The sequence below is a fragment of the Acetobacter okinawensis genome (assembly GCF_002153655.1).
Taxonomy (GTDB): domain Bacteria; phylum Pseudomonadota; class Alphaproteobacteria; order Acetobacterales; family Acetobacteraceae; genus Acetobacter; species Acetobacter okinawensis_A.
This window is the reverse complement of the sequence record NZ_JOPJ01000017.1, coordinates 129,331-142,003: the sequence shown is the minus strand read 5'-3', so window position 1 is coordinate 142,003 and position 12,673 is coordinate 129,331. Positions and strand designations below refer to the sequence as shown.

9 protein-coding genes are annotated in these 12,673 nt (G+C 48.7%); 1 reads left to right on the top strand and 8 read right to left on the bottom strand.

Annotation, left to right across the window (positions count from 1 at the left end):
• Positions 1–11 precede the first annotated feature (11 nt).
• A complete protein-coding gene (gene glf / locus HK26_RS09180; protein ID WP_086639494.1) occupies positions 12–1,163 on the top strand; it encodes a UDP-galactopyranose mutase in 1,152 nt (383 codons plus the stop codon).
• 83 nt (positions 1,164–1,246) lie between these two features.
• Here glf and HK26_RS09175 read toward each other — a convergent pair whose 3' ends face one another.
• The 8 genes from HK26_RS09175 to HK26_RS09140 all read right to left on the bottom strand — a co-directional run bounded on the left by HK26_RS09175 (position 1,247) and on the right by HK26_RS09140 (position 12,625).
• Positions 1,247–2,224 (bottom strand): glycosyltransferase, encoded by a 978-nt coding sequence (locus HK26_RS09175; RefSeq protein WP_086639493.1) that lies wholly within the window; start codon positions 2,222–2,224, stop codon positions 1,247–1,249.
• An 8-nt stretch (positions 2,225–2,232) separates the two neighbouring features.
• Positions 2,233–4,128 (bottom strand): DUF4422 domain-containing protein, encoded by a 1,896-nt coding sequence (locus HK26_RS09170; protein ID WP_086639492.1) that lies wholly within the window; start codon positions 4,126–4,128, stop codon positions 2,233–2,235.
• Between the two features lie 218 nt (positions 4,129–4,346).
• Complete coding sequence (locus HK26_RS09165) at positions 4,347–5,432, bottom strand: acyltransferase family protein (RefSeq protein ID WP_086639491.1); 1,086 nt, start codon at positions 5,430–5,432, stop codon at positions 4,347–4,349.
• A gap of 34 nt (positions 5,433–5,466) precedes the next feature.
• Positions 5,467–7,359: a DUF4422 domain-containing protein gene (locus HK26_RS09160; protein WP_086639490.1), complete on the bottom strand. Its 1,893-nt coding sequence runs from the start codon at positions 7,357–7,359 to the stop codon at positions 5,467–5,469.
• A gap of 268 nt (positions 7,360–7,627) precedes the next feature.
• A complete protein-coding gene (locus tag HK26_RS09155) occupies positions 7,628–8,800 on the bottom strand; it encodes an AGE family epimerase/isomerase (protein ID WP_086639489.1) in 1,173 nt (390 codons plus the stop codon).
• Positions 8,801–8,826: 26 nt separating this feature from the next.
• Positions 8,827–10,275 (bottom strand): D-glycero-beta-D-manno-heptose-7-phosphate kinase, encoded by a 1,449-nt coding sequence (gene rfaE1, locus HK26_RS09150; protein WP_086639488.1) that lies wholly within the window; start codon positions 10,273–10,275, stop codon positions 8,827–8,829.
• 75 nt (positions 10,276–10,350) lie between these two features.
• Complete coding sequence (rfaD, locus tag HK26_RS09145; protein ID WP_086639487.1) at positions 10,351–11,355, bottom strand: ADP-glyceromanno-heptose 6-epimerase; 1,005 nt, start codon at positions 11,353–11,355, stop codon at positions 10,351–10,353.
• Positions 11,356–11,458: 103 nt separating this feature from the next.
• The gene (locus HK26_RS09140; protein ID WP_086639486.1) at positions 11,459–12,625 is read right to left on the bottom strand and encodes a nucleotide sugar dehydrogenase; all 1,167 of its coding nucleotides are present in this window, start codon (positions 12,623–12,625) and stop codon (positions 11,459–11,461) included.
• Positions 12,626–12,673: the final 48 nt, after the last annotated feature.

Here is a 12,673-nt window from a genome sequence, read left to right as displayed (position 1 = left end):
AGTCAGACGTGATGCAAAAAATAGCGATTGTTGGCGCGGGTTTTTCCGGTAGCGTTATCGCGCGGGAACTGGCCGAGCGTGGGTACTCCGTGGATGTGTTCGACAGCCGCGCACATGTTGCGGGCAACTGCCACACAGCACGTGATGCTCAGAGTGGGATCATGCTCCATGTTTATGGCCCCCATATCTTTCACACCAGTAATGAACGTGTGTGGGAGTATGTGCAGCGGTTTGATCGCTTTATGCCGTTTATCAACCGGGTTAAGGCGCATGCGCGAGGGGAGGTGTTTTCCCTTCCAATCAACTTGATGACGATCAACCAGCTTTTTAACAAACAGTTTTCGCCAGCAGAAGCGCGCGCGTTTATTGCAGAGCAAGGCGATCAGAGCATTACCGAGCCTCGCACGTTTGAAGATCAGGCCCTACGTTTTGTCGGGCGGAAAATATACGAAACTTTTTTCCGCGGCTATACACGTAAACAATGGGGTTTAGAGCCATCTGAACTGCCGGCCAGTATTCTTAAGCGTTTGCCCGTACGTTTTGACTATAATGACAACTACTATGGCAGCAAGTATCAGGGTATTCCAGAAAACGGCTATACCTACATTGTCGAACGTATTTTGGATCACACCAATATTCATGTGCATCTTTCTACGAGTTTTGTTCGCGAGCAGGCACGGGATTACGCGCATGTTTTTTACAGCGGCCCCATTGACGCATGGTTCAATCATACTGAAGGTCGTCTGAGCTATCGGACGCTAGATTTTGAAAGCGTACGCGCTACGGGCGATTATCAGGGAAACCCGGTTATTAATTATTGTGATGAAGATGTGCCCTGGACGCGTGTTGCCGAGCACAAGCATTTTACACCTTGGGAAGAGCACGAAGAAACCATTCTATTTCGTGAACATAGCCGTCTGTGTGGCGAGAACGATACACCGTATTACCCCATTCGTCTGGTGCATGATAAAGCCCGCCTGCAACAGTATATTGAACGCGCCAAGGCCGAGCGGGGCGTAACCTTTGTCGGCCGCCTTGGTACGTACCGGTATTTGGATATGCATATTACAATTGCTGAAGCACTGGATGCAGCCGAGCAGTTTTTGACTGCACAGGGGCTTGGTACTTCAGCACCAACATTCTGTATTGACCCACTTGCATAATGGCTTTGTTGTAAAAAAACTTGCGTTTCATGCCACCCTTTATCGTCTGAGCATAAAGGATGGCATGAACCACTCCCGTTTGCTCAGGACACTCCTGCAAGTGTCATAATCTCTCTATGTTTGCGTGTGGTATCCTGACAAAATCCGTCCCGTATTGCGGTCAGTATCAGGGCTTGAACATGGGGGATTGCTCTGTTCTTCCAGTATAATTTCAGAATACTGAATAGAAGTAAGAGTGCAAAAAATGGAAAGAGCCAGCCTGCAATTTTTTTATAAAAAAGAATTCTGTTTCTAACAATGTAGTATATTTTCCATCGGTTTTTCTCAAAGCTGATGGTGGTGCTGCAATCATGATAAAAACGGATATTGGGAGCAAACAGGATTTTCCGCCCTAAACACCGTAATTTCCAAGTGTAGAGTGTATCGTCAGCGTAAATGAACAATTCAGTCTGGGGCAGACCCAAGGGGCCACGCACCAGCTCAGATCGAACGAAAAAACCGACAAAAGACGCGTAATCGACTGCAACTGATGTATTTTGCTCATAAGCAGATAAGTCTATGGCAAACGTGCGTTTTTTGTTTTTCAGAAAACGGATAAGGCTCTGAACGCGAGTAAATGGGTTCAAACCAGGACGGTTCATGTCACACACGGTTCCGTTGAGAAAATACACTGCTGCGGCAACGCCCCCAATGGTCGATGATAAGGGTAAAGATTGAAAATTATGGAGCGCTTCAGGCTGTGGCCAAGCATCGTCGTCAAAACAGACTATCCATTCACAGTCGGTCTGGCGGGCGGCATAGTCCATACCGCGTGCAAACCCGCCCGCCCCACCGCTGTTTACGGTCTCATGCAGGGAATGTAGGCGTGGATCTGTCTGAGCTTCTAGCCAGTCTTGTGTGCCATCCTGACTGGCATTATTGACGACGATTACAGCTGTAAAATTCTGAGAAAGTGTATGCTGTATCACCACTTTTAACATGGCTAACCGATTGCAGGTGACAATTACAGCAGTCACCTTGCGTAAATTTTGTTCGGTTGCAGGGGCCTGTGGCAGGGGCATGTTGGGTCTCACAAAGCTTTTTTGATGCGTGATGCTACCCCGGATAAAGGTCCACGCAGAGGAGAGGGCAACAAGTGCCAGCCCCGCGCTAGACCTCGGCGCAATAAGCTGTACTTGAAGGGAGCTGGCTCATCCCCTGGGACTGTGTTGCCATGGAGAATGGCCTCATACCAGAATGTTTTACGCAGAAAAAACCAGTAGAAAAAGCTCAGATGCGCGTTGCGATTGTTCCATGGTTTGGCTTCATACCCGGCATAATGAACAATTTTTGGGTTCTTGATATCTTCTAGAACCTTGGCGCGCCAGTTAGCATTCAAACGCGGAAAAATATCACGAATGCTATTCACACAATTCCAGGATGTATCGAGCATTTTGGTTTTTCCGATCAGATATTTATTTAGAATATCCTGATCCAGGAACCAGTAGCATCGGCTGCTTAAGTCTTTGATGGCAGCATCGGAAATATTGGCGCTTCGGAAGGCGTTAAGATCAAACAGGATAACGCCAGCCTGAAAATAGGCATCCCCATTGTTGTCTAGTCCCAGATATTCGCTCAGATAGCGGCTGGCAGGAAGTGCGCCAGTTTCTGGTAGAGAGCGGATACCTGCACTTACAAAACTCTTCATAATCAGGTCTGGAACTGCTGCTATGACCGCACCATCCAGCGGCACGTCCCACAGGCGGCACAAATCGGTCAGGACAATGGTGTCGCAATCAATATAAAGCGCACGCGAATGGTTCGGAAGCAGTTCTCCAAGTGAAAGGCGGTAGAATGTTGCAGGAGAAAAATGCATATGCGTGTTAATGCCGCTGTACATATGCTGGCAGTCCAGAAAGGTTAGACGGCCTTTGCTGGCAGGGAAGCCAATATGGAACTGCTGCTTCAGAAGGTTATGCTTGAGGGGCGGAATGCCACCATCCAGCACAATCAACTCCAGAAAACGGTCCGGGTTGAAAGACGCCTTGATGGATTCAAGCAATGCGGCCAGATGCGGAACAAAATTTTCATCTGCGGCAGTTACAAGGGTGACGGTGCCTGCTGTTGGGGCTGGGGGGCTTGGGGGAATGGTGGTTTCCTTCCCAGTTTTTGTGTTTTCAAAAAAACAGCGTGTACGTTCAATCACACCGTCTTTGGGCACATGCGAGGAGGCCATGAAGACATTGAAAAGCCGCTCGCCTAGATAGCCGTAAACCCGGCGGGCCTGCGCGGAGTAATTGGTCAGGTCTGCTCGGCGCTCCACCTCTGAGAGAATTGCAAACAGCCATGCACAATAGGTGTCAAACAGATCTCGCCTAAAAACGAATACGTTAGTGAAGTAACCATCATCGGCTGCCATGACAGTATCAAACGCGGGCAGGTCATCTGGGCATAGGTCGGCAATAACAGAGCGCGTTAAGGCAAGGTCATGTGCAAAGTGATAATCGGATTCAACATAATGCTGGTAGAGTGACGTGCATCCAACATGTTTTACCGACCATTTTTGGGGGAGAATGGCACAGGCCTCAGGGGTATTTTCAATCGTTTTGCGGACTGTGGCCGCGTTCAATCCCATTTGTTTGACAGACTGTAACGTCATGTCTGGCAAGGTAATGCAACCGAACTGGTCAGTCTTTAATCCTGTACAAGCAAAATCCAAGAACCTTCTGTAGTGCATAAAACCAATCCACGAGGCATGATGGTCATTCTTCCATGCCCAGTAGAGAGTGGTTAGCTCACAATATTCTCCATTTTTTTCTGAAATATTTTCGCCCGTATCATCTCCCAACATGGGGAGTGCTGTGCGGGCTAGAGCTCTCCCAGCCTGAATAGGGCGAAAGACATCGTCTTCAAACGTAAAGCCTGCAGCATGATGGCAGACATAAATATGCACAGGCCCTAAGTTGGTGGCCGGAGATGTCATCATAGGGAGGTCTCTATGCAACGCACAGTATGCTTCACTCAGCCTCAGATTGTCTCAGGTTTTTCAGAAAACAATGGGTTTAGAATTTAGGCTAGAATATCAAATTTGTTCTAATCTGTATAGAAGGCGCTGTTCAGTTTGCCCGATCCGTTTGCGCACGATGCTTCGGCCAATACCGTAAGGATAGTTTCCGAAGCTCCTGTTTGCTTACGTGATAAGAATTAATCTCGGCTGTATATATTTCGTATTTTTCGTTTCATATACCTATAAAGTGGTGAATCTATATAAACAGTATATAAATATGAGATGGTTATGCTCAGACATGCAGCCATGATAATGGATAATGCAGGATTATCTGTTCTGTATTGCAAGCCTATAATAATAGCTGATGAATGAATAAGGTATAATGGGAAACTAATAAATCCAAAAAACTGAATTGGTTCAGAAAGAAAAATCTTTTTTATCAGAGATGTATCTGGTTGAAAATCAATGAGCATAAGAGGAATGAATGGTATAATGTATAAATAATCAAATTTATTGTGACTTTGACCATAAATTCCAACCAAACAAGATAGTAAACAAATAAAAAGGAAAAATTCATAATATTTTGTATTGCGAATATTTTTTATTATTTCTGGGGTTATTAGAGAATAAATCGATGATCCAAGCATTATTGCTGAAGAGGCAAGAAAAAATTGGGACATATTACATAATGTCATATCAGAAAACCCAGAAGAGGATTGTACGCATAGAGCAATAATAAATGCGAAGGTAATCAATAGCCGTTTAAGTGGCTTTATTTTTATCAGTATTATGGGAATTAAGAGAGATCCCCAAAATTCAATACTGATACTCCATGAGGGATCATTAATAAGTGGAAATTGGAGAGGTGTTACCCCGTGTAGGAAAAGCAAATTTTTTAGAATAATTTTCCAATCAAAAACATAGCTTCCCGGCACATAACCTAGATGTTTACTATTATATATATAAATTAACACCATTGAGAGGGTGGTAAAGCAATGAAGCGGCCATAAGCGAGCTAGTCGTAAAAGAAAGAAATATGTAAAACTATAATTTTTGTTGTGAGCGTAAGTAAGCACAAAACCCGACATAATAAAAAAATAAATAACGCTGATATATGCTCCAATTAAGGGACGAAGCGCATCCCAGCCTGTGACAACACCAATCATATGGCTCAGCATAACAGTTAATGCTAAAACCCCTCGGAGGCCGTCCAAGGCTTGAAAGCGTATTGTGGGTTTTTGTGTTAAATTTACGCTCATCATGTTCTGAACTAGATAATCCATAAATTAGAAATGTGGGGTTGAGAATGCTTTCATTTTACACAAACGGTTTCCGCAAAATATTAAAGATTTTTCTTAGGATACTACGCCGTACACTTCCAAGGGGGGCAAATGGTGTTGCTAATGCTCTCATTACATCTCTTATCCCTATAATATTTCTATTTGCGATTTCCTCCATGAGTTTATTGTTAATGATATTCCCATGGTTTTGCTTTGACATAAGGTTAAGCAGAAGTTCTTCGTACCAAGGCGTTTCTCGAGCCACACTCCAAAAATATGATGCAAAATCTATTTTGTGGAAGTTCCATGGTTTTTTGGGGCCAGCAAAATGGATGACGAAAGGATTTTTTCTAGATGCAAAATAAACATTTGCAATATCCTCAGGTAAATCCCTGAAAAAAGTTTCTGTGTCTCCATTCCCATGGTACACATTCCATTTGGGGTCTAAGTATAGTACATCACCGTTATAGACCTTATTTAATATATCTTGGTCCAGAAACCAATATTTTTTTTCAGAAGTCAGAATTGAACGAATTTCTTTCATTTTTTCAAGGGATTTTTTAATATCAAATATTAAAACTCCAGCCTGAAAATAATCATTATTATTTTGTATTCCTAAATATATTTTTAGATAAACATCAGCTTCCAAAGAATGAGTTTCTTGGCTGGATCGAATTTTATTTTTAATGAAACCCTGCATTGCACAGTCTCGAACTGCTGCAATACTATTTCCGTTTAGATCGATATCTAAAATATCTGCTATATCTTTTCTGACCAACGTATCGCTATCTATATAAATGACACGATCAAAGTTGGAAAATACCTCTGGTATATACAGTCTGTAGTATGTATCTACAGAAAAATGCGAGTAACTATAAAGATTATATTTTGAGAATATTGGGTCTACGTCTAAAAAAGTTATATTCACATTGGTATTATTCTGGGGGAGATCTCTGATGTATTGCTTGTTTAAATTGGATATGCCACCATCATATATAAATATATCATAATTTTTATTTATATCAGAATTGTCTATTATGGATTTAATTAAAATGCCTGCGTATGGAGCATAATTATTGTTAAAAGAAATTACAATCGGAGTATTATTTTTTTTGAAACTTGGTTTTGGATAGCATATTGGAGACGGGTTTTTTACAAAAGTCCTCTGTATTTCTTTTATTTTTATATTTTTATTATCATGCTTGTATTTTTCTATAAAAATATTTAAAAGCCATTCAGAAATGTATCCAAACACTCTTTTTTCTTGCACAGAATACTCAGATATATCAATTCGTTTCTCTAATTCGAAGAGTATATCAAAAAGCCAAGAGCAATATTGATTAAAGAAATTGCGGTTAACAATAAATATATTTGTGAAATAGCCTTCTGTCGAATTGTTTACTTTTAAGGAGAACGGATGATACGCTGGATATTTTTCTTTTAAGATATTCAGGGCTTCTAAGTAGTCATCTAAGTGTTGATATTTACCACGTTGGTAATGATCTAACATAGAAGTTGAGCCAGCGTTACGAACATCCCATTTTTCTGGAAGTATAATATCATTGTCGTCTATACAAGTTAACACACCATGATGATCGAGAGAATTTTCTAAGATGTATCGTTCATCAATAACTGGGTATTCAATAACGCCCCATTCATTACTTCTCTTTCTTGAAAAAGAGAAGTTTAAGTGGCGTCTGTAGTGAAGTAGTCCGATAAAATCCTGATTTTGTGTATTTTTCCACATCCAATACAGAGCGGTTAATTCACAAAAAGTATCATTTTTTTCAGATATATTTTCGCCCGTACAATCTTTTATAGGACAAAAATCATTGCTGGAACTCTTGCTTCCTACGTGTATGGGGATAAAGGTATCATCAAAAGATTGTTCAAAATTTTTATGAGCTGCAATATATAATTCTATCTTCATATCGGAAACTCACATAAATAAATTTAAAGATGTTACGCATTGATAAAAAACACTACATTTGTCAACCCTGTGTTTGACCGGAAGCTGCGGGTAGAGTTTATAAGGCCAGTAATCTTAGAGGGATAACCTGTTTTCGGGCTGTTCGCAGAAATGCTGGAGCCATCTGGTTGGTGCTCTTTCAACAAGGTGCACCGAGCGCACGACACCAAACGAATCCTGTGATTTTTTTCTTTTCGGCCATGGGATCGGGCTCATTCTCCGAGGGTTTTTACTCTCGGGTAACACCCGGCCCAGTGCATTCCAGATTGTACCGGGCTGCGCCATAAATGTGATAGAGCGAGCTGGCGGGCATATGGTCCACAGCTCTTTCCCCATTGGCTTCATAACGGTCAACCCAGCCGCCCTGTAAGTGGGGGGGGGCATATGTTGTAAAAAAAGCCTGTGTCAGGGCGTGGAGCAATGTGGCTTCGGTCTGGTTCGGTTGGTGGGCAGGCCCGACCTGCTGGCGGGTGGCCAGTAGGCGCATCAGCTCTGTTTGTGGCCATATGCGTGTGCTGGCGGCGGTTAAAATGCCGGTGTCGGTTATGCCATCAAACACCGTGTCATGCCGGGTTCCGTACTGTAGGCCGGTTTGCAGCAGGTGCTCGGCAAGGGCCGTTGGGGTGGCTTGGTGCGTTGGGTTGAGGCGGGCATACTCTCGCAGCAGCCATGACCATTCGAACAGGTGGCCAGGCTCTACCCAGTTCTGGCCAATGGGCTTAAGGGGGCGCCAATCGGCTGTAAAAAATTCCAGCAACATCCCTGTGCCGGGGTGCATAAAGCGGCTTTGGGCTAACGTTACAAGGTTTTGCGCGCGTTCAAGGTAAAAGCTGTCGTTTGTGACTTCAAAAAGGGACAGGTACGCTTCCAGCAGATGCATATGCGGGTTTTGGCGGCGCAGCGTGTCTTGCGGGGGGACCGTGTCCAGATACCCCGTATGCGGGGCGGCAAAAATCTGTTCGATTTCCAGTGTGGTTTGCTGTGCCACATCCAGCAATCCCGTATCGCCACTCAGCTTATAGGCCCAAGCATAAGCGTATAAAATAAAGGCATGGGCGTACAGGTCGCGCAGAGTGCTGGCAGGCTGGCCATTGGGGCCAAGGGCAAAAATCCAGCCGGGCTGTCCATCACTGTGCCAGTAACGGGATTGCACGGTATGCAGGCATGCCAGCGCATCATCTGTTGCGTTAAACACGCCGTCCAGTGCCGCTCGGCAAAAAGTGGCAATCTGGCGGGCCTGCACCATCAGACGGAGTTGGGGGAGGGCAATGGGCGCGGCATCAAAGGTCAGGCGTTCATGGTAAAGCTTGCGCGCCCGGTCATACCCCGCGGTGCTCCATAAGGGCAGGGCTTGCCGGGTCAGCCAGTTTTTCCACTGTGTGCAAGGAGGATGTTGCGGCATGGGATATTCTGCTGTGGCATGAGTCGTTATGAGGAGGCCGGTCGGGGTTCCACCATTTTGCGGACGAGATTGCTGGTGGAACAGCCTGCAACGAGCGAGACAAGCTCTACCCGCCCACCTGCCGCCTTGACCACATCGCCCCCCACAACGGCATCTTCCGTGTAGTCGGCACCTTTGACCAGCACATCGGGCTGGAGTGCGGTAATGACTTCCAGCGGGGTGTCCTCATCAAAAATGAGCACCATGTCCACCTCCCGCAATGCGCCAATGACCGTTGCGCGTGCGACTTCGTCCTGCACAGGGCGGGAAGGGCCTTTCAGGCGGCGGACAGAGGCATCGCTGTTGATGGCCACCACCAGCTTGTCCCCCTTCTGGGCTGCGGCGCGCAGCAGGGCTATGTGGCCGGGGTGCAGCAGGTCAAAGCAACCATTGGTAAAGACGACAGAAGCCCCATGCTGGTGCCACCTCTGCATAATGCTCCGGGCCTGTTCCAGTGTGGCCAGTACACCCGTGTTCGGGATGTCCTTTTTAAGCGCCTGACTGAGTTCTGTGTGTGATACGGCGGCGGTGCCGGGTTTGCCTACGGCAATGGAGGCCGCAACAGTTGCAATGACCACTGCGGTATCCAGATCCTGCCCGGCGGAGAGCACACCACCAATGGTGGCAACGACCGTGTCTCCAGCCCCCGAGACATCATATACTTCGGACTTGCGGGCTGCCTCGTGCAGGATGTGGCCGTTGCGTTGCCACAGGCTCATCCCCTCTTCCGAGCGGGTGACCAGTACGTCCCCCCCGAACTGGGCGGATGCTGCGCGGGCCGCCTGCTCGATCTGGGGTGTGTTGCGCAGTGGCAGCCCGGTTGCCGCCGCCATTTCCGCACGGTTGGGGGTAATCAGGGTTGCCCCGTAATAGGCGGAAAAATCCTTGCGCTTGGGGTCCACAATGACGGGAATGTCCCGTGCGCGGGCATGGTCGATAATGGCGCGCAGCACCCCGTCGGAGAGCACACCCTTGGCGTAGTCCGAGCAGATCAGCACATCGGCGTTTTCCAATGCTGCCTTGGTTGCCGCGATCAGGGCATTTTTGGTGGCGGGGGAAAAATCCACAATGGTTTCATCATCAATGCGGACAATCTGCTGGTTGCCACTGACCACCCGCGTTTTGCAAATGGTGGACCAGCCGGGTTCGGCCACAAGGTCCAGCACGTCAATTCCCGGCCATTTGCCAAGGGCGTGGCGCAGGGTGTCTGCGGCATTGTCCGCCCCGACAACACCTATCAGGCTGACCGAACACCCAAGGGCTGCGGCGTTGACCGCCACATTGGCAGCCCCGCCCGGCACCACGCTCTGGCGGGACTTGAGCAGCACAGGCACCGGTGCCTCGGGCGAGATACGCTCGACCGAACCAAAAATATACTGGTCCAGCAACAGGTCGCCAATAACAACAACACGGCCAAATTCAAAAGTGTCGATCATGCAAGGCTCATACAGGCTGGGGAGTGGGGTGTGCGCCTGAGCATGGAGTGGCGCAGGAGTGGTCCAGAAGGTATATTATGCGCCATGCTGCGCGTGCAGGTAAGCCACATAATCGGCTACGCCGCAGGCCACGTTGCGCAGGGGCAGGGTGCAGCCAAGGGCGCGCAGGGCGCTTATGTCGGCCTGCGTAAAGCACTGGTAACGACCGCGCAGGGTATCGGGGAAGGGGATGTACTCCAGCACATTCTGTTCCACCATCTGGGCGAGGGAGAGCGGGCCCTGCCCGCGCAGGGCGCGCACGCTGTTGACGACAGTGGATGCAACAGCGTTGAACGGCTGGGCCTTGCCGGTACCCAGATTGAACACCCCGCTATGGCCGGGGTTGTCAAAGAACCAGAGCTTGATGGCAACCAGATCGTTAATGAACATGAAGTCGCGCGTCTGTTCCCCCGCAGCGCAGCTTCCGTATGCGCCAAACAGCCTGACCCGCCCTTCCGCCATGAACTGGTGGAAATTGTGGAACGCGACCGAGGCCATCTGCCCCTTGTGCTGCTCATGCGGCCCATACACGTTAAAGTAGCGGAACCCCGCCACCTGCGTGGTCCGTTCGGGCTGGGTGCGCCGGACGATCTGGTCAAAGAGCAGCTTGGAATACCCGTAAACATTCAGCGGTTTTTCAAACGCCGGTTCGGGGCGGAAGGTGGTGGAGGCGCCATAGGTGGCCGCACTGGAGGCGTAAAGCAGACGTGCCCCGCTTTGGGTGGCATAGGCGAGCAGTTTTTTGCTGGTCTCATAGTTGTTGGCCATCATGTAGCGGCCATCATGAATGGTGGTGGCTGAACAGGCCCCTTCATGAAAAACAGCCTCGACCCGGCCAAAACGGTCCTGATGCAGGGCATCATAAAAATCGGTCTTGTCCAGATAATCGCTGATCTGCAGGTCAGCCAGATTGAGGGCCTTGTCCCCGTTGGTCAGGTTATCAACCGCAATAATATCCGTAAGGCCCCGCTGGTTAAGGCCGCGTATGATGTTGCTGCCAATAAACCCGGCCGCCCCGGTAACAATAATACGGTGTGACATGGTACGATCAGGACTTCATGCAATCAGAAGGAACGGGGCAATGCAGCGCAGGGTAGCACTGCCAGTCCGTACTGGTCCATGGCAAAGCACACGGGGTGCGGCCTCAGTCCGAGCCAAACAGGTCGCGGGTGAATACGCGGTCTGCGACATCGGCCAGTTCGGGGTGCAGGCGGTTGCTGACGATAATGGTGGACGTGGCCTTGAAGGTCTCCAGGTCCCGTATGACGCGGGAGCCAAAAAACAGGTCTTCCTTCATGGCGGGTTCATAGACCACAATTTCAATCCCCTTGGCCTTGAGCCGCTTCATGATCCCCTGAATGGAGCTTTGCCGGAAGTTGTCCGATGCGGTCTTCATGGCCAGCCGGTAAATGCCCACCACCTTGGGGCGCATGGCCAGAATGCGGTCGGCCAGAAAGTCCTTGCGGGTGCGGTTGGCATCTACAATGGCGCGGATCAGGTTTTGGGGCACCTGCATGTAGTTGGCCAGTAGCTGTTTGGTATCCTTGGGCAGGCAGTAGCCACCATAGCCAAAGGAGGGGTTGTTGTAATGCTGGCCAATGCGCGGGTCCAGGCATACGCCCTCTATAATCTGGCGGGTATCCAGATCACGCGCCAGCGCGTAGCTGTCCAGTTCGTTAAAGAACGCTACGCGCATGGCCAGATAGGTGTTGGCGAACAGCTTTATGGCCTCTGCTTCCGTGGCCTCGGTAAACAGGAGGGGGATGTCTTTTTTGATCGCACCTTCGACCATAAGGGCGGCAAAGCGTTCCGCCCGTGCGCTGCGTTCGCCCACAATAATGCGCGAGGGGTGGAGGTTGTCATACAGGGCACGCCCTTCACGCAGGAATTCAGGTGAGAAGAGAACCTGATCTGTTCCCAGTTCCGCCCGGACCTCATCCACAAAGCCGACCGGAATGGTGGATTTGATCACGATGGTTGCATCCGGGTTGAGCGCGCCAACGCTTGCGATCACATCCGTGACGGAGGACGTGTCGAAATAATTTTCCTGCGCGTCATAATTGGTGGGGGTGGCAATAATGACAAAGCTGGCATCGCGGCTGGCGGCGGCAAGGTCGGTTGTGGCGGTCAGGGACAGGGTATGGTTGCGCAGGTAGTCCTCAATCTCGGCGTCAATAATGGGGGATTCCCGATTATTCACCTTGCTGACCCGCTCTGCATCCACGTCTACGGCCATGACGTCATGGTGTTGGGCCAGCAGAATGGCATTGGACAGGCCAACATACCCCAGACCGACAACTGCAATTTTCATGACTGCTCTCCAAGCCCTGTGCGCTCCGGGGAGGCCCCGGTATGGCCA

Coding starts and splice junctions, on each gene's coding strand:
- rfaE1 (WP_086639488.1), bottom strand. CDS start 10,275: ATGATCGACACTTTTGAATTTGGCCGTGTTGTTGTTATTGGCGACCTG.
- HK26_RS09160 (WP_086639490.1), bottom strand. CDS start 7,359: ATGAAGATAGAATTATATATTGCAGCTCATAAAAATTTTGAACAATCT.
- HK26_RS09155 (WP_086639489.1), bottom strand. CDS start 8,800: ATGCCGCAACATCCTCCTTGCACACAGTGGAAAAACTGGCTGACCCGG.
- rfaD (WP_086639487.1), bottom strand. CDS start 11,355: ATGTCACACCGTATTATTGTTACCGGGGCGGCCGGGTTTATTGGCAGC.
- HK26_RS09140 (WP_086639486.1), bottom strand. CDS start 12,625: ATGAAAATTGCAGTTGTCGGTCTGGGGTATGTTGGCCTGTCCAATGCC.
- HK26_RS09175 (WP_086639493.1), bottom strand. CDS start 2,224: ATGCCCCTGCCACAGGCCCCTGCAACCGAACAAAATTTACGCAAGGTG.
- HK26_RS09165 (WP_086639491.1), bottom strand. CDS start 5,432: ATGGATTATCTAGTTCAGAACATGATGAGCGTAAATTTAACACAAAAA.
- glf (WP_086639494.1), top strand. CDS start 12: ATGCAAAAAATAGCGATTGTTGGCGCGGGTTTTTCCGGTAGCGTTATC.
- HK26_RS09170 (WP_086639492.1), bottom strand. CDS start 4,128: ATGATGACATCTCCGGCCACCAACTTAGGGCCTGTGCATATTTATGTC.